Annotated in this window: 17 protein-coding genes and 1 pseudogene; 11 read left to right on the plus strand and 7 right to left on the minus strand. The window is 66.3% G+C overall.

Features of this window, described 5'->3' with window-relative positions; translation table 11 throughout:
* Positions 1-375: 375 nt before the first annotated feature.
* Positions 376-1,055, minus strand: a pseudogene (locus ABZS43_RS15810) (IS5 family transposase); the annotation flags it as partial.
* A gap of 133 nt (positions 1,056-1,188) precedes the next feature.
* Between ABZS43_RS15810 and ABZS43_RS15815 the strand changes: the two are divergent.
* Positions 1,189-1,485, plus strand: a complete 297-nt coding sequence (locus ABZS43_RS15815) for a hypothetical protein (RefSeq protein ID WP_355036607.1) — start codon at positions 1,189-1,191, stop codon at positions 1,483-1,485.
* Positions 1,486-2,090: 605 nt separating this feature from the next.
* Here the strand turns inward: ABZS43_RS15815 and ABZS43_RS15820 are convergent.
* From ABZS43_RS15820 to ABZS43_RS15830, 3 genes are read right to left on the minus strand one after another with little or no spacing between them, the layout of a single operon-like run.
* On the minus strand, positions 2,091-2,717 hold the full coding sequence (locus ABZS43_RS15820) for a dihydrofolate reductase family protein (protein WP_355036608.1): 627 nt from the start codon (positions 2,715-2,717) through the stop codon (positions 2,091-2,093).
* Positions 2,714-3,190 (minus strand): SRPBCC domain-containing protein, encoded by a 477-nt coding sequence (locus ABZS43_RS15825; protein ID WP_355036609.1) that lies wholly within the window; start codon positions 3,188-3,190, stop codon positions 2,714-2,716. The genes ABZS43_RS15820 and ABZS43_RS15825 overlap by 4 nt, the downstream gene beginning before the upstream one ends.
* Positions 3,180-3,521 carry a metalloregulator ArsR/SmtB family transcription factor gene (locus ABZS43_RS15830; RefSeq protein ID WP_355036610.1) on the minus strand — a complete coding sequence of 114 codons (342 nt, stop codon included), beginning with the start codon at positions 3,519-3,521 and terminating at the stop codon, positions 3,180-3,182. The genes ABZS43_RS15825 and ABZS43_RS15830 overlap by 11 nt, the downstream gene beginning before the upstream one ends.
* Before the next feature lie 110 nt (positions 3,522-3,631).
* On the opposite strand from ABZS43_RS15830, the gene ABZS43_RS15835 reads away from it, so the two are divergent.
* The 3 genes from ABZS43_RS15835 to ABZS43_RS15845 all read left to right on the plus strand — a co-directional run bounded on the left by ABZS43_RS15835 (position 3,632) and on the right by ABZS43_RS15845 (position 6,528).
* Positions 3,632-3,823: a hypothetical protein gene (locus ABZS43_RS15835; RefSeq protein ID WP_355036611.1), complete on the plus strand. Its 192-nt coding sequence runs from the start codon at positions 3,632-3,634 to the stop codon at positions 3,821-3,823.
* A 272-nt stretch (positions 3,824-4,095) separates the two neighbouring features.
* On the plus strand, positions 4,096-5,064 hold the full coding sequence (locus ABZS43_RS15840) for an alpha/beta hydrolase family protein (RefSeq protein WP_355036783.1): 969 nt from the start codon (positions 4,096-4,098) through the stop codon (positions 5,062-5,064).
* 141 nt (positions 5,065-5,205) lie between these two features.
* Entirely contained in the window at positions 5,206-6,528 is a 1,323-nt protein-coding gene (locus ABZS43_RS15845) for a VWA domain-containing protein (RefSeq protein ID WP_355036612.1), read from the plus strand.
* On the opposite strand, the gene ABZS43_RS15850 is transcribed toward ABZS43_RS15845, so the two are convergent.
* Entirely contained in the window at positions 6,529-6,804 is a 276-nt protein-coding gene (locus ABZS43_RS15850; protein ID WP_355036613.1) for a hypothetical protein, read from the minus strand.
* Positions 6,805-7,053: 249 nt separating this feature from the next.
* On the opposite strand from ABZS43_RS15850, the gene ABZS43_RS15855 reads away from it, so the two are divergent.
* The 4 genes from ABZS43_RS15855 (at position 7,054) to ABZS43_RS15870 (ending at position 10,394) form a co-directional block, all read left to right on the plus strand.
* Complete coding sequence (locus ABZS43_RS15855; protein ID WP_355036614.1) at positions 7,054-7,347, plus strand: hypothetical protein; 294 nt, start codon at positions 7,054-7,056, stop codon at positions 7,345-7,347.
* Between the two features lie 213 nt (positions 7,348-7,560).
* Complete coding sequence (locus tag ABZS43_RS15860) at positions 7,561-8,790, plus strand: cytochrome P450 (RefSeq protein WP_355036615.1); 1,230 nt, start codon at positions 7,561-7,563, stop codon at positions 8,788-8,790.
* A 52-nt stretch (positions 8,791-8,842) separates the two neighbouring features.
* Entirely contained in the window at positions 8,843-9,574 is a 732-nt protein-coding gene (locus ABZS43_RS15865) for a TetR/AcrR family transcriptional regulator (protein WP_355036616.1), read from the plus strand.
* A gap of 58 nt (positions 9,575-9,632) precedes the next feature.
* Positions 9,633-10,394, plus strand: a complete 762-nt coding sequence (locus tag ABZS43_RS15870) for an SDR family oxidoreductase (protein WP_355036617.1) — start codon at positions 9,633-9,635, stop codon at positions 10,392-10,394.
* A gap of 2 nt (positions 10,395-10,396) precedes the next feature.
* Here ABZS43_RS15870 and ABZS43_RS15875 read toward each other — a convergent pair whose 3' ends face one another.
* Positions 10,397-12,367, minus strand: coding sequence for a TerD family protein (locus ABZS43_RS15875; protein WP_355036618.1), 1,971 nt, complete (start codon positions 12,365-12,367; stop codon positions 10,397-10,399).
* 207 nt (positions 12,368-12,574) lie between these two features.
* Between ABZS43_RS15875 and ABZS43_RS15880 the strand changes: the two genes are divergently transcribed.
* Entirely contained in the window at positions 12,575-13,072 is a 498-nt protein-coding gene (locus ABZS43_RS15880) for a hypothetical protein (RefSeq protein ID WP_355036619.1), read from the plus strand.
* Here the strand turns inward: ABZS43_RS15880 and pabB are convergent.
* Positions 13,017-15,326, minus strand: a complete 2,310-nt coding sequence (gene pabB, locus ABZS43_RS15885) for an aminodeoxychorismate synthase component I (RefSeq protein ID WP_355036620.1) — start codon at positions 15,324-15,326, stop codon at positions 13,017-13,019. The two genes, ABZS43_RS15880 and pabB, sit on opposite strands and share 56 nt — an antisense overlap.
* Positions 15,327-15,415: 89 nt before the next feature.
* On the opposite strand from pabB, the gene ABZS43_RS15890 reads away from it, so the two are divergent.
* Both ABZS43_RS15890 and ABZS43_RS15895 read left to right on the plus strand, forming a co-directional pair.
* Positions 15,416-16,471 carry a phosphotransferase family protein gene (locus ABZS43_RS15890; protein ID WP_355036621.1) on the plus strand — a complete coding sequence of 352 codons (1,056 nt, stop codon included), beginning with the start codon at positions 15,416-15,418 and terminating at the stop codon, positions 16,469-16,471.
* 21 nt (positions 16,472-16,492) lie between these two features.
* Positions 16,493-16,954, plus strand: coding sequence for a DinB family protein (locus ABZS43_RS15895; protein ID WP_355036622.1), 462 nt, complete (start codon positions 16,493-16,495; stop codon positions 16,952-16,954).
* The last annotated feature ends 34 nt before the right edge of the window (positions 16,955-16,988 follow it).

Below are 16,988 nucleotides of genomic sequence, written 5' to 3' on the forward strand. Positions count from 1 at the left end.
ACGCCGAGCCCAGACCCTGGACCAGGCATTCACGGCTCACCCCGAACGCTTCCACGGCCGCCGACCGCTACCACCCAGGCTGCCGATCCGGGTCTGGATCAACGAACCGCCAGCCACCCTCCGAACCGACCACCCGCCACAAACCCCCTACGCAGCCTGATGTCTCATCCGGATTGACAGCTTCCGCGGCCAACAGACCGGCGAAAGATCGAGGCTAGAGACTTCGATGGTCGTCTGACCGATAGAGGCGTCGTGTTCCCGCCACGGCAGCAGGCAGCGGCAGCGACTGAAGTGCGACGGTCTCTAAACCGGCGCAAGGGGAGCATTAGGGTGCCTGACAATGAGCCTTCGAGATTGTTTTACTTAGACCGTGTCTCACATGGTTGTTCGCGCTTTGGCGAGCTTCTTGAAGCCGGTCAGCGCTGCGGCGAGTGTGAGGAAGCCCGGGAAGTGAGTTCCTGTGCGGTCGTATCGGATTGCCAGTCGGTGATATCCGGTCAGCCACGAGATCGTTCTCTCGACCACCCAACGATGACGGCCCAGACGCTCGGCGGATTCGATTCCTTTGCGGGCGACACGAACCGCGATTCCACGCCTGCGCAGCCGCCGTCGCAGTTCCGGCTGGTCATAGGCCTTGTCGGCATGCAACTTGCCCGGCCGACGACGCTGCGGACCTCGCCGCGACCGCACCGCCGGGATCGCCTTCACCAGCGGCTTCAGTGCCTGGGAGTCGTGGACGTTGGCACCCGAAACCGCCACGGATAGAGGGATTCCCGCCCGATCGGTCAGCACGTGCAGCTTCGAGCCGGGCTTACCTCGATCGGTCGGATTCGGGCCGGTCAGGCCGCCCCCTTTTTCGCTCGCACGCTCGCTCCATCGGCCACCGCCCGAGACCAGTCGATCAGCCCGTGGGCGCCCAACTCGTCGAGCACCGCTCGATGCAACCGCCGCCACACACCCGATTGCGTCCAGACAGTGAACCGGCGATGCGCCGTCGGCACCGTCACGCCGAACGACGGCGGCAACATCCGCCACGCACAACCACTGGTCAACACTCAGGATTCGGGCGGCCAGCCGACGTCTCGATACAAAGTAATCACCGACAGGTGGGGCACTGTTGTTAATATGTTCCCAGACTGAACGTTATCCCCCGAATATAGCCTTCGGGAATTCAAGAGAGGCCCGGCATTGGCAATCAGCATCATCGTTCAGGATCAAATACATGAAAAGCATTCAACGACCGCAGGCCTCCCTGCGGTGACGCTCGCCGACATAGTGTTGGATGCGCCGGTCGGTTCGATTATGCGAGGCATACACAAGTACGCGGACACGATGTTCAACTCGTATCAACTGAAGTTCTTCCTCGAAGAACTCACTGAATTCGAACCGAAGAACTCCGCTGAATCGGAGCTGATTTCGGTTCTGCGGAGCGCTTCCGAGGAGGCGATCCGAATCCACGGCTACCTGTGGTTCAGCGGGGACTGAGCGACCACTCGTGACCTTTGTGGCTGAACGGGCGGCAGCCCCGCTCAGGGAACTCGGCACTGACGACGACGGCGTCGTCTGCGAACGACCGATCCTGGTGTACAGGTCGTGCCGACGCAGACCGTTGAGGTGATGTAGTTGATCGTCGCCCGTTGAATTGAAGACGCTGTTCGACGGGTGCCCCGGAACCGATTTCGACTCGCGTCGCGACAATGCCATTATCTGGGTTGTTCGCCGATACCGGTTGCCGCTGTGGTGAAGTCGCGAACCTTCCGTCGATGATCTCGATTTCGAGGAGGACACCGCGCTGGTCATCGGCAAGGGAAACCGGCCGCGGTCGTCACCGTTCGGCGACAAGACGAGGATCGCCCTGCCGCCGAGTGGTGCCCTGGTTCGCGAGGGACCGCCGCTTGAAGGCTCTGTATAGCCCGTGATGAGTGCCCAAGCCCTCGCGGCGGGTTTATCCGTTTCCGAATCGCGTGGACTCTGTCGCACGGGGCCTCGGAGCGGGCTCGGGCGTGCTGTCGCGCCAGGACATGTGCGTCTCCCCTCGACCGGCAACACCTACCCACTACACGCCAGTCGCCTCACTCGGTGATCGGGGTTCAGACGAACTGGCTGACGCCGTCGAATTCCGCAAGTGGTGCGGGTCCACCGACTTCGTATTCGAGCAGCAGCAGGCCGCGACCGGTGGCCTCGTGGCGAGTGAGTCGAAGGCCGGTGGTCGAGCCGTTTCCGGTGAGTAGTCGTCTTCCCGTTCGCAGCACGGTGGGGGCGACGACCAGTCGCACGATGTCGACGAGTCCGGCGGCGAGCAGACAATTGCCGAGGTGTGAGCTGCCGTGGATCTGTAGTTCGCGGCCCGGCCGGCGTTTCAGGTCGCCGACGGTGGCGACCGGGTCGCCGGGTAGTACTGTCGTCGGATTCCAACTGCCTGCTGTCAGGGTGTTGGATACGACGTATTTCGGCAGGGCGTTCATCCGCTCGGTGAAGGGGTCGCGGGGATCGGTGATGGCGGGCCAGTCGCGCGCGAACGCCTCGTAGGTGCGGCGCCCGAGGAGTAGTCCGTCGGCGGAATCGAGCCATTCGGAGGTGCGCTGGATGAACGTCTCGTCCAGGTAGGGCACCAGCCAGCCACCGCGATCGAAACCATCGCTGGTGTCCTCGGTCGATGAGCCCGGTCCCTGGCTGACTCCGTCGAGGGTGACGAACTCGGTGAGCGTGAGTTTCATGCCCTGACCTCGCTCTCGATGAGTTCTGTGAGTTGATCGGTGACCGTCCACCACCCGTGCGCGAATCCCAGTTCTTCGTGACGGGCCCGCGCGGCCGGGTCGCCGTGCCGGACGAGTACGCGATAGTCGGTGCCGTCCGGGTGATCGCGCAGGGTGATCTCGGCGGTCATCGGCACCGGAGCGCCTGCGGCCGGACGCCAGTTGCTGTCGAGGGCGTTGGTGAACACGAGGCGTTCGTGCTCCTCGGCGACCAGGAAGCAGGCATCCAGGTGTGGGACGAACTTCTCGCCGTCGTCACTCATACTCGTTACGAAGGCGCCTGCGGGCCTGATCTCGAGTCTTTCGACGCGGCACCGGGTCGGCGCGGGAAGCCACCATTGCGCAAGGCTTTTCGGGTCGGTCCACGCGTTCCACACGCTCGCGCGGGGCGCGCGGATGACGCGGTGGATGGTGAGGTCGAGATCAGGATTCATCGGTGGACTCCTTGGTTTCGGTGAGGAATTGCTCGAGCCGGTCGGTGCGGCCCTCCCAGATGCGGCGCTGTTCGGCCAGCCAGTCATCGACCAGTCCGAACCGTTCGCGGTCGAGTTCGCATCGACGCACCCGACCGGTTTTGACGGTCCGGATCAGCCCGCTGGCCTCCAGGACACGAATATGTTTCATGAACGACGGCAGGGTGATCGGCGCAGACTCGGCCAACTCCCCGACGCTGGCCGGACCGGATCCGAGGCGCTGGACCACTGCGCGGCGAGACGGATCCGCTAGGGCGGCGAATACGTCGTCCAGTACAGAATGCTTAGCCATATGGCTAAGTATTAATCGAGTTGCTTCGCGGCGCAAGTGGCGGATCCTGCGGAACGGCCGACAGGCATCGGCCGCGCAATGGCGGACGCCTGGCCTTCGCGGGATATGGCGTGGCGTCGGCATTGCTGTTCGCCGCCGTACTGGCGGTGGTGCTGCCTCGCTCGGCCCACGCGGTTCCCGCGACAGTCGCCGTCGCCGTGAGCATCCCGTTCATGGCGACATCGATCCCGTACTCGCTCGGTGGCGCGGTACTGACGCACACCCGCGCCCACACCTCGCGAACCATGGAACGCGTGCGCTGACAGTGCGACCGAACCCGCTGCGGATTGTGGTCTGTGCCAACGGTGGACGTTCGCGTTCGCGAGAAAAGCCAAAACCGCGATGGGTGCCGCGGTGCGGGGGTGCGGGGGGTTAGGGTCGGGCGGACAAGTGCCGCGTGTCGATGGGCTCGGAGGTTCGCGTGAGTGTCTGGGGTGGGCGGTCCGTCGTGCGCGGCGCTGTCCTGTTCGTTGCCGTTGTCGTCGTGTCGACTCTCGCCGCGGGGTCGGGTGGGATCGCCTCGGCCGAGCAGGAAATGTCGGTCGCGGTGCGGGCGATGGCGACGGCACGACCCGCGCCCGATGGATCACGGTTGGTGTCGGCGGCGCAGGGGCCGGGGCGGGTCGTGGATGTGGTGGTGCGTTCGGAGGCGATGGGACGCGAGGTGCGGATCGCGGTTCTTCCGGCAGTGGATGATTCGGCGGTCGCGCCGACCCTGTATCTGCTCAATGGGGTGGACGGTGGTAGCGATACCGAGTCGTGGGGTGACGGGAAGAATTGGCTCACCAGGACCGACGCGGAGAGATTCTTCGCCGACGAGCAGGTGAATGTCGTGATGCCGATCGGCGGCGGGGGCACATTCTTCGCGGATTGGCATGCGGAGGATCCGGTGCTGGGCAAACAGCGGTGGACGACCTTCCTGACCGGGGAGTTGCCGCCGATCATCGATTCAGCGTTCCGTGGTAACGGGGCGAACGCGATCGCGGGACTGTCGATGGCGAGTTCGGCGGTGTTCCGGCTGGCGCTGGCGGCGCCGGGGCTCTACCGCGCGATCGGTTCCTACAGCGGCTGTGTGCGGACGAGTGATCCACTCGGGCAGGCGATGGTCGAGACGATCGTCGCCGGCAAGCGCGGCAATCCGGCGAATATGTGGGGGCCGCCGACGGACCCGGCGTGGGCGGCCAACGACCCGTATCTGCATGCCGATCGGTTGCGCGGCACGGCGATCTACGTGTCGACCGGCACCGGGCAGGCGGGCCCGCTCGACACCCTCGACGGTCCAGGTATCAACTCGGATTCGCGGAAATTGCTGGATCAACTGCTCATCGGCGGTGCGCTGGACGCGATCACCTACTCGTGTACCCAGCAGTTGCGGGATCGATTCCTGGAGTTGAGTGTTCCGGCCACCTTCGACTTCCGTGCGAACGGAACCCATTCGTGGGGGTATTGGCAAGAGGATCTGCACAACTCGTGGCCGGTGCTGAGCGCGGCACTGCGGGAGTGAGCCGGTCGTCTGCCCGGCGATCCGGCCTACGGAGGAGGATCCGCGTCACCTGATCGAGGCGGGACACCGGAGGTCGATCGGCACCGGGTATTCGAACGCTCCCGTACGCTGAGCCCGGACGCGTCGAAAACAGGAGTCTCGGTGGTGCATTCGCTGGTCAAAGGGCAGAACGGCCCGTTGTCGGTCCCGCGAGCCGTGGTGTCGGTGCGGCTCGATGCCCCCGCCGACGTGTCCGCGTTACTCGTGACCGAATCCGGCCGGGTGCGCTCCGACGCCGATTTCGTCTTCTTCAATCAGCCCGAGGCGCCGGGGGTGCGACTGCGGCAGGGCGCGCCTGCCTCGCTCACGGTGTCACCGGCCGAGATCCCCGCCGAGATCGCTCAGGTGCGCGTGGTGATCACCCTCGACGATCAGCGGGCCACGTTCGGGCAGTTCGCCGCCGCCGTCGCCACCGTCGCGGATACGGCGGGAAATCTGCTGTACGAGTACACGATCGACGGTCTCGCGAGCGAATCCGTTGTCATCGCGCTGGAACTGTACCGTCGCGGCACGGAGTGGAAGGTGCGGGCGGTGGGACAGGGGTACGCGGGCGGATTCGCGGCGCTGGTCACCAATCACGGCGTGAGCGTGGACGACGAGCAGTCCGATACCGCGACCCCGGTTGCCGCCGGACCGATCGCCGCCGGACCGATCGCCGCCGGACCGATCGCCGTGGCGGCGACTTCCGCCGAACCTCAGGTGCGCACCGTCCCCGGTGAGGCCGCGCTGTCCTTGGAGAAGCGCGCCAAGCTGGACCTGCGCAAACGTGCTGTCGCCAAGGTGCTGATCGATAAGTCCGCGTTCGGAACTCGCGCCAGGGTCGTGCTGGTGATCGACAAGACCGGCAGCATGCTCGCGCAGTATCGCAAGCAGGTCGTGCACCGCGTGGTGGAGCGGATGATCCCGATCGCCACCCAACTCGACGACGACGGCGCCCTGGAGGCGTACCTCTATGCGCGTTCCTTCGTCAAACTGCCCGATATCGCTGTGCAGCACGGTGAACAGTGGGCGCAGACCTTTCTGCACCTGGGCGGCATACACGAGGGCATCGACTACGGCGTTCTCGGTGCGCGCAACGAAGAGTTGCCGATCATGCGCGACATCATCGACTCGCTGCGTCCCGGCGACCGGCCGACGCTGGTGTTGTTCTTCACCGACGGCGGTTTCGCGAAGAAACGTGAGATCGCCGCATTGATGCGTGAGGCCGCACATTTGCCCGCGTTCTGGCAGTTCGTAGGGCTCGGCCGCGCCAATTACGGTCTGCTGCGCAGTCTCGACGAGTTGGACGGCCGCATCGTGGACAACGCGGGCTTCTTCGCGCTCGACGATATCGATCAGGTCGACGACGACGAACTGTACGTCCGGCTGCTCGGTGAATTCCCGGACTGGCTGCGTGCCGCCCGCGCCGCCCGAATTATCGCCTGATCAGCCGATTACGGCGTTCATGATGGTGCCGGCGCTGGTCGCGACGACCCCGCCGATCATGGCTCCCGCCACCATCTTCGGCGATTCCAGACCGCCACCGGACCACTTCTCCCAGGCGAATCTGCCGCCCGCGTAGATGATGCCGATGATGCCCGACAGCAAGACGAACCACGTCAGGTAACGGACGAGTTGGAGGATCTTGTCGGAGATCGGAGGGGCCTCGGGCGAGGGGTTGCCGATCTGCGCGAGGACGTCATATGTGGAGACCAGTATCATTGGCGTGCTGCTCATTCTGATTCGGGCGGGACTCGGGACCGGTACGGCATCACTATGGATGGTATCGGTTTCCGCGGGGTGACGCAGGCGCCTGCTTGCACGAGATCCGGTGGCTCTGGATGATGGGTACTGCGCGGCGGCCGGGGAATCCGATTGTCGTGGCCGGTGGTTCCGCCCGGCGGTGTCGTCGGCGAATGCTGCGACACCCGAGTCGCTTTCGCCCTTCGGGGGTACAGGGAGGATCTCGCGGTGAGTATCGTGCTGACAACGTTCGGCGACGGCGTCGCAACGCTGGCCCAGATCGGTAATCCGACGCCCGAGGCCCCGCCGCTGTCGGACAAGATCATGCAGTTCGTCCGGTACATCACCTGGTTCGCGATGCTGTCCGGCATCGTCGCCATCATCTACGCCGGCGGCAGATTCGCCTGGGAGAAGTGGTCGGGAAGCGGTCTGGAATCACCGAAGATGGTCGCGGGAGCCATGATCGGCGGGGTCGTCGCGACCAGCGCCGGCACCATCATGAACGCGGTGATCGGCGCCTGATCCGCGCGGCCCAGGAAAAGTAAACACGTTTTACTAAATACTGTTCACAAATAGGTGCGCGGTGTGGTTCCATCTCCTTGGACGTGTTCCACACGGCGGTGCGAGTGAGCGCACCGCCACGATCGAGACCCATCGGACCAGGGGATCTCCGGGACGCCGTCCGACCAGCACAGTGTTGTGAGGTCTTGCAGCCCAGACCGGTAGGAGATTGCCGTGACCGTTACCTCGATCCCCGCGGGATTCGACTTCACCGACCCCGACCTGCTCGCCACCCGCCTTCCGGTCGAAGAATTCGCCGAACTGCGCAGGACCGCCCCGGTGTGGTGGTGCGCGCAATCCGACCGTGCCAGCGGTTTCGACGACGGCGGCTACTGGGTGGTGTCCAAGCTCGCCGACATCAAGGAGATCTCGAAGAATCCCGAGGTCTTCTCCTCGCACGAGAACACCGCGATCATCCGGTTCAACGAGGACACCACTCGCGAACAGATCGACATGCTCGGAAATATGCTGCTGCTGAATCTCGATCCGCCCCAGCACACCAAGGTTCGGCGCATCATCTCCAAGGGGTTCACCCCGCGCGCCGTGGAAAGCCTGCGGGCCGCGCTCACCGAACGCGCCGCCCGGATCGTGCACGACGCCAAGAAGAGCGGCCGGGGCGATTTCGTCGAGCAGGTCGCGTGCGAGCTGCCGCTGCAGGCCATCGCCGAACTCATCGGGATTCCGCAGGACGATCGCAAGAAGCTGTTCGACTGGACCAACCAGATGATCGCCTACGACGATCCTGAGTTCGACGGCAATCATCACGCGGCCACCGCCGAAGTGATGGGCTACGCCTGGAATATGGCCGAGGAACGGCGCAAATGTCCGGCGGACGATATTGTCACCCAGCTCATCAACGCCGATATCAATGGCGAACAACTCGGTTCGGACGAATTCGCGTTCTTCGTCATCCTGCTCTCGGTCGCGGGGAACGAGACCACTCGGAACTCGATCACCCACGGTATGAAGGCATTCGTCGACAATCCGGAGCAGTGGGAGCTGTATAAGCAGCAGCGTCCGCGCACCGCGCCCGACGAGATCGTGCGATGGGCCACCCCCGTCACCGCGTTCCAGCGCACCGCGACCCAGGACACCGAAATCGGCGGGCAGCGGATCAAGAAGGGGCAGCGGGTCGGATTGTTCTACAGTTCGGCCAATTTCGACGAGGACGGATTCGAGAATCCGTTCGCCTTCGATGTGCTGCGCGACCCCAATCCGCACGTCGGCTTCGGGGGCACCGGCACGCACTACTGCGTCGGCAGCAATCTGGCGCGGTTGCAGATCGATCTGATGTTCAACGCCATCGCCGACGCGATGCCGAATCTGCGTCAGGTCGCCGATCCGGTTCGATTGCGTTCGGGTTGGCTGAACGGAATCAAGCGCTGGGAAGTCGAATACGCTTGAATCGAGGGTGAGCCCGCGCAACGGCGCCGGGCGACATTCGAGGCGGGATGACGTGGGAGATAGACAACCCAAGCCGCGGGGCCGCGCGCCGGTCGTGACCGACGCCGATATCCGGCGGGTCGCCCGGGCGCTACTCGTCGAGCACGGTCCCGACGCGTTGACCCTGCGCGCCATCGCGCGCGAGCTCGGCATCACCGCGCCCGCGCTGTATCGGCATTACAAGAGCCGTGACGACCTGCTGGAAGGTCTGCGGCTGGAGTTCTGTGCCGATCTCGCAGCCGAACTCACCGCCGAGATCACCACCCTGCCCGACGACGGCGCGATCCAGTTCTTCGCCATCTGCAAGGGCTTTCGACGCTGGGCGCTGGCGCATACCAAGGAATACACCCTGGTATTCGCCTCGCCCGGCACCGGGCAGACGGCGCTGATGCGCCGCTTCGACGAGCCGTTCGGGCGGGTTTTCCTAGCGGCGGCGGGCCGACTGCTCGCGACCTACGACATCGTGACCCCGCCGACCGATGTGATCCCAGGGGAACTGCGCGAGGATCTCGTGCTGTTTCAGACCGAGCTGCTTGCGGCCCTGTCCGAAAGCGGGCAGAAATTTCCCGCCGAGAAATTGGATCTGGGCGTCACGTACCTGATGATCCAGATCTGGGCCCGGCTGTACGGGCATGTGACACTCGAGGTATTCGGCAACTATCCGATTCCGCTGTCGAATCCGGAGTTCCTGTTCGACGCGATGCTGGCCGATCTGGGGCGCACGGCGGGTCTGGTTTCGGGCTGAGCGGAAATCCTCGCCCGTCGTGCTTGGCGTCTGTCCCGGCCTGCGGTAGGTGTGGGTGATGAGCACTGTCCTCATCACCGGTGGCACCGGAGCGCTCGGCACGCGTATCGTCGACCGTCTGCGCAGAGACGGTCACCAGCTGCGGGTGCTGTCCCGGCGCGCCGGAGCCGGAACCCATCTCGGCGACCTGAACACGGGGGCGGGCGTCGCCGAGGCCGCGGCGGGCGCGGATCTCATCGTGCACGCGGCCACGGATTCGCGCCGCCTGCGCTGCCCCGATCCGGTGCAGACCGAACATCTGCTGCGCGCCGTGGGGGACGCGCGTCATCTGCTCTATATATCCATCGTCGGGATCGATCAGATCCCGTTTCGCTACTACCGCGGCAAACTCGCCTGTGAACGGCTGATCGCGGACAGCGGTGTGCCGTACACGATTCTGCGGGCGACCCAGTTCCACGAACTGCTCGCCGCCGCGATCGGCGCCGCCGCGCGGCTCCCGCTCGCGCCGCTTCCCCTGGATTTCCGGTTCCAGCCCGTCGCCACCGCCGATGTCGCGACACGGATCGCGGAACTCCTCGACGGGGAACCGGTCGGCACGGCCGCCGACTTCGGTGGACCGGAGGTGCTCACCCTCGGTCAGCTGGTCGAGATCTGGCGTGCGGCACACGGCGGCCCGCGGCGCACCGTGCGGATACCGCTACCGGGACGGATCGCCGGCGGCTTCCGTCGCGGTGTCAATACCTGCCCGGAGCATCGCGACGGCACGGAGACATTCGCGCAGTTCGTCGCCGAGAACGAAACCAACCCCTACGCACGCTGAGTTCAGATCCGCGCACCCTTGGTGCGGTTGCACGACCGGCACAGGATCTGCAGATTCGACGCGCTGGTCGCGCCGCCTCGGCTGAGGGGGATGACGTGGTCGAATTCCAGGTAGTGCCCGCTGCCGCATTCCACGCATTTGCCGCCGTCGCGTTGCCACACCTGGGCTTTCACCTCCTGTGGGATGCTGCGTGAATCGCGCTGTCCCGGGGTGAGCACCAGGCGTTTCGCGACCCGGAGCGCGCCTTCGAGCGCCGCCGCGACATAGTCCGGGTCGGCGACGTCGAACATCGCCCCACCGCGAGCCGAGGTCGCCGCGATGATCACCGAACTGTGCTCGGCATGCACCGAAACCACACGGTTCCAAGGGATCTCGGTCCCCGCGCCCGCCCCGACGAAGCGAATCTTCTTGTTGCTCGCGATCAGCCGTCCCTGCGTGATCTTGGGGCCGCGGGCAAGGTGACGCACATGGGTCGCGGCGAGATCGAGATGCACCCGTTCCTCCGGGTCCAGGTGCAGCCCTGGCGTGCGCACCACCGGCAGTTCCCCTTCGCGCAGCCGCGACAGCACGCGACCGCGGTGCATCCGCCTGCGTAGGTCCTCGATCAGGGGACCGGTCAGCGTCAATTCTTCGATGGCCGCCTCGAAATCGTCCAATTCCTGCTGGGCGATATCGCCGTCGGCGAAGGCGAAGGTCGCCAGTCGCTCGACATAGCCGAGGCCGGGCTCGCGCAGCATGTTCCTGCCGACCGTCTCCTCGATGTGCTGGTATCGCAGTGCCGCCCACAGTGCCGCCCACTCCTCGCCACGGGGACCTGTCGTGGTGAGCGTTCGCCTGGCACGGACACCCCAGTGCGTCAGGAATTCCTCGATCTCCGCGGCGCAGCGCTGACAGTCGGAATGCCCACCGAACAATTTGCGGCGCAGGGTATTTCCGCAACGTGCGCAGTGCCGCGCGTCGGTCTGCCGGCGCGGATGGGTGGCGGTGGTCCACTCTGTTCCGTCCCACCAGCGCATCCGCGCCGAATCCTCCGGATCCCGATGCCAGTCGGCGCGTTCCGGATTCGGCGGGGGAGTGGGCGGGCGCTCGGTGGAGCGCCGGGTGAGATCGACGGCACGGTGATAGGGGTGTGGCCGAGTCGGTTCGGCGACGGGGGGCGTCGGCCGCACGCCATGGCACGGTCCCTCGGGACTCGATGCCGGAAGATCGTCCATTGTTGCCGGACATGTACCGGACGCGGACGCCCCGGTGTGCACCTTGTCCGATGCCGATGCCGATGCCGATGCCGATGCCGATGCCGATGCCGATGCCGATGCCGATGCCGATGGCGATGGCGGGGCGTGCTGTGCGCGGGAAGCGGGCGGCGAGCCGGGCGCGGGCGGATCGGTCCATCGGGCGGCCGGGTAGGAGTCGGTGCGGCCGGGGCTGGCGAACGGGTTCGAGGCGCGCTTGGAACCGGCCTGTGCGTCGCGCCCGTCGACGGCGACCCCGAATTCGGTGATCATTCCCGCCAGTCCGGTGGTCCAGCCCTGGCCGATCGCGCGGAATCGCCACCGCCCGTCGCGGCGGTAGAACTCGCCGAACATCATCGCGTCGACCGCGTCGGAATCATCGATGTCGTAGTGCGCCACCGGGCCGTCGGCGTCGAACACCGTCACCGCGAGGCCGCCGACCTCGCCGAAGGTGCCGTGGTCGAGGGAGCCGCTCACGACGATCCTGTCCACCTCGGATTCGGTGCGTGGCAGCGACACACTCAGCCGCGCCGTGCCCGCCGCGGGCTCCTGATCGATGGTCACCGCCTGGGAGACGTGCCTAGGCGCGTTGAAGAAGACCAGATCGCGATCCGAACGCACCGTGCCCGACTCCGCCAGCAGCAGCGCGTGCGCGTCGACGACATGCTCCGATCGCCATGAAACAACCACGGCTAGAAGCGATGTCGGTACCGGCGCGTTGGCGCCCTTGCTGAGTTTCATCGTGCTCGAATATTGCCACGCCCCTCCGACACGCCGGACGGCTCGGCCGTCCTCGGCTGCGTCGCACACCCGGCCGAGCGAATTCGGCAGCGAATTCGGCGCGGGCCGAAGCATCACGTCGGCACCGCGAAAGCGCAGGCAGATCGATGTGCGACACACAGGCGGGCGGTCCATGAGTTCCCGCCGATATCGGGCACAGTGTTGTTCATGACCACCCCGAAGGGACCGGACAACGAAGGGGCCACCCCGAAACCGCAGGGCGCACGGCGACCCGGCCGCCCCGCCGACATCCTGGCCGCCGCGACGGCCGCTGTCGAAGCCGCCCAGTCCGCGGCCGGTCAGGCGTTGGAATCCGCACAGCTCACCGCGGGCTACGCCTTCGACGCGGCGGTTCGGCTGCCGCCCGCCTCGGCACAATTGGCCGCGCAACTACCCGCTCTCATCGACAACCTCTCGGCCGCCATCGACCGGCTCAATTCCACCATCGACCGCCTCGATCGCACCCTGGCCCTGGCCGACCCGGCCTTCGCCGCCTACGACCGGCTGCTGCCCCGGTTGGAGGCCGTGATCTCACTCGGCGAGGATGTGTTCGGCGCGCTGTCACGGCTGCCAGGCGTCTCGATTCTCGGCAGGGTCACCGGGATCGGCGCTAAACCCGATCGGGACGAGCAAGCCCCTCCGCCCCCGCCGAAGCGGCGTCGTTGACGCACGCGGGTGCTGCCCGGCGCGCGCTGTCCGCGCGGTAAGTGGCTGCCGCCTTGAGCAGGATCTCCTGGTATTCCTCGGTGGGATCGGAGTCGAGCACAATGGCACCGCCCGCGCCGATGCGCCAGTACCCGCCGTGGCGAACTGCCGTGCGAATGACGATATTGAGGTCGGCGGTGCCGCCGAGGCCGAGGAAACCGATGGTGCCCGAATACACCCCCCGCGCCTCGGTTTCGAGCTCATCGATGATCTCCATGGTGCGTAATTTGGGCGCGCCCGTCATCGATCCGCCGGGGAAACAGGCGCGCACGCAATCGATCACGTCGACATCGGGACGCAGTGTGCCGCGCACGGTCGAGACCAGTTGGTGCAGTGTCGTATACGTCTCGGTCGCCATCAGCTTCGGAACGTGCACGCTGCCGATCCGGCAGACGCGGCCCAGGTCGTTGCGGAGCAGGTCGACGATCATCAGGTTCTCGGCCCTGGTCTTGGGGCTGTCGGCGAGCTCCCGACGCAGGCGTTCGTCCTCGGCCGGGGTGTCTCCGCGCGGGGCGGTGCCCTTGATCGGTTTGCTCTCCACGGTGCGGGCCCGATCCACCTTGAGGAACCGTTCCGGAGAGGAACAGGCGATCTCGAGATCGTCGAAGCGTAGATAGGCCGCGTACGGCGCGGGGTTGCAGCGGCGCAGGGTGCGATAGAAGTCGAGTCCGTCGGATTCGCCCGCGGGGAAGGTCAGGCTGTCGGTGAGACAGATTTCGTAGGATTCGCCCACGCGCAATTTGTCCAGGCTCACCGCGATATCGGCGAGGTACTGTTCGCGGCCGCGGGTGAAGAGTCCGGCGACCGCTTCGGTATCGGGTGCGATCTCCAGTGTCGGCGGATTCGCCCACGTGGGAAGAGATTCCAGCACCTCGCGAGTGTCGCGGAGCCAATCCTGCGCCGCCCGTGCGCTTTCCGCCGCCTCCTCGGTGAGCGCCAGCAGATGGGTATGTCCGGCGACGTGGTCGACGACGACGAGCCGGTCGGCGAAGATCCACTGCGCGTCGGGTGTGGCCGCCCGGTGCGCGGCCCGCCCGCCGCAATCGGCTTTCACCTCGTAGCCGAGATAGCCGACGTAGCCACCGGCGAAATCGAAGGGGAGATCGGGGATATCGGCGCAGCGCCAGCGCAATTCGGAGGCCAGGTATGCCAGGACGTCGCCCGCGAAGACGCGGCGGTCACCCCCGGACGTCTCGACGATCACCACGCCGGTCTCCACTCGATAGCGGACCACTTCCGCGAGCGGCCCGCTGGCGTCCCCGAGGAAGGAGAACCGGTCGAGTCCCGGCTCGACGTGCTCGCTGTCGAGCCAGAACGCGGTGGCGGAGTCACCGTAGAGCCGAACGAATGCCGCCTCGGTATCGATGGCTCTCTCGATCACCTGGTGCCGAAGTCGCCAGGGTCTGCCGAGTCCGCCGCCCCGGAACGCGGTGCCGGGCAGGTCGTCGGGGCGCGCGGTCCGCACCGGGCTGGGCCCGAACTCCGGCCCGCCGCCGTCGCGGACGAATCGTCCGATATCGGACGATGGGCGAGCGGGCGCGTACCCGTCCGCGGATTCGGATCGGGTCGCCGACGCGGGCGCCAGTGACCGCACCGTCGCCGCTGTCGTCGCGGACACTCGACGGTCGCCGTGATGCCGCGTGGTCAGTTCCGCGAAATTGCGCAGCAGCGCCGCGCCGTAGTCGCCCGCGATGGATTCCGGATGGAACTGGACGCCCCACTGCGGACGTCGGCGATGTCGCACGCCCATGACGACGCCATCGGCGGTCGCGGCGGTGATCTCGAGGTCGTCCGGCAGCGGTCGCCGCGCGCACAGCGAGTGGTAGCGCACGGCGGTGAAGTCCTGGGGGAGTCCGGCGAAGAGGTCACGACCGTCGTGCGCGATCCGATCCAGGTACCCGTGCCTGGCGGCCGGCGCCAGGTCGACCACACCGCCCGCGCCGACCACGATGCCCTGATGTCCGAGGCACACGCCGAGTAGCGGCAGGGCAGCGCGGGCGATGACGGCGGCGGAGATGCCGACATCGCGCGCGATATCGGGCCTGCCGGGTCCGGGGGAGATGACGATGTTGTCGTAGCGGGCGAGGTCGAGTTCCGCGATATCGCGTACCTCGTCGTTGCGCACGACCGTCGGCTCGATCCCGTTCACCTCGCTGATCAGCTGGTACAGGTTGTAGGTGAACGAGTCGTAGTTGTCGATGAGCAACGTGCGCATGGTGTGCAAAACCCTACGCCTGACCGGTGACGGGAAACTGTTGTCGGATGCCTTCAGTTGCGCTGGACGCGTCGTGCACAATATGTGACATGTCTGTTGCGCAGCCGGTGGAAGTGGATCGCGAGGTCGTCGACTTCGCGATCGTGGGGAAGTGGATGGATGACAAGGGCTTGCCCGCCGGTGATTTCGAAGGAGTGACATCCCTGGGTGGCGGCACCCAGAACATCATGCTTCGCTTCGACCGCGGCGGTCGCGGCTATGTGCTGCGGCGCGGACCGAAACACCTGCGGGCCAAGAGCAACGACGTCATTCGCAGGGAGGCCGTGCTGCTCGCGGCGCTGGACGGCACCGAGGTGCGTTCACCCCGCCTGATCGCCGCGTGCGCCGACGAGTCGGTGATCGGGGCGGTTTTCTATCTCATGGAACCGATCGTCGGATTCAACCCGCAGAACGAACTGCCCGACCTACACGCCGGTGATCCCGAGATCCGGCGGCAGATGGGGCTGTCGGCGGTGGAAGCCATCGCGCGGCTCGGCTCCCTCGACTACCGGGCGGTGGGTCTCTCGGAGTACGGCAAGCCGGAGGGTTTCCTGGAACGTCAGGTGCCGCGCTGGCTCGGTGAACTCGAATCCTATTCGGCCAACCAGGGCTATCCGGGACCGGAGATCCCCGGCTTGACGCAGGTGGGCGAGTGGCTGGACCGCAACCGGCCCGCGCAGTGGACGCCGGGCATCCTGCACGGCGATTGTCACCTGGCCAACATCATGTTCTCCTACGACGGTCCCGAAGTCGCGGCCCTCGTCGACTGGGAGATGTCCACCATCGGCGACCCGCTGCTCGATCTCGGCTGGCAACTCGCGACCCGCCCGGAACCGGGCACCACCGGCTCTGCGCTGGTCGGCAAACTCGGCGCTGCCGGCGGATTACCCACGCCGGAGGAGATGATCGAGCACTACGGCCGGTTCTCCGAGCGGGATCTGAGCGCGGTCCCGTGGTACACGGTGCTGGCGTGTTTCAAACTCGGGATCGTGCTGGAGGGGACGCACGCGCGTGCCTTCGCGGGCAAGGCTCCCAAGAAGGTCGGCGACTTCCTGCACGCGATCACCGTGGAACTGTTCGAGAAGGCGCACCGGCTGATGGAGTGAGCGTCCGGATCTCGACGCCGTATGCGACTCTCGGCGGCGCTGGCCCGGCCCGACGCGGCCCGGCGTCCCGCTGATTCCGTATGGTCGCCACTGGAGTACGCCGCGCACGTGCGCGACGTATGCCGGATATTCGCCTACCGCACCGCCATCGCCGCGCGCGCCGACGCGCCAGATCCCATGGTGCCCGCCTTCGACGCGCGCGGAATCACCGCCGAGGAGGCCGCCGACGGCATCGCGACCTTCTCGGACTGGGATCAGGACGCGACCGCGGTCGCCGATCGCTACGGCGAGCAGGATCCCGCGACGGTGGCCGTCGAACTGGTCGCCGCGGTCGAGATCGTCGCGCGGGCCATCGAATCCGTGCCGGAGGCGGATCGGGGGCGGCGCGTGCGGCGTAGCGACGGGTCGGGCTTCACCGTCGAATCATTGGCGAGGTACTTCGCGCACGATGTGATCCATCACGTCCACGACGTTCGCGCCTGAGCGGTTTCCGGGGAACTTCTAGAACGCGTTCCTG

Origin of the sequence: Nocardia sp. NPDC005366, from assembly GCF_040606855.1 — a bacterium.
GTDB lineage: Bacteria > Actinomycetota > Actinomycetes > Mycobacteriales > Mycobacteriaceae > Nocardia.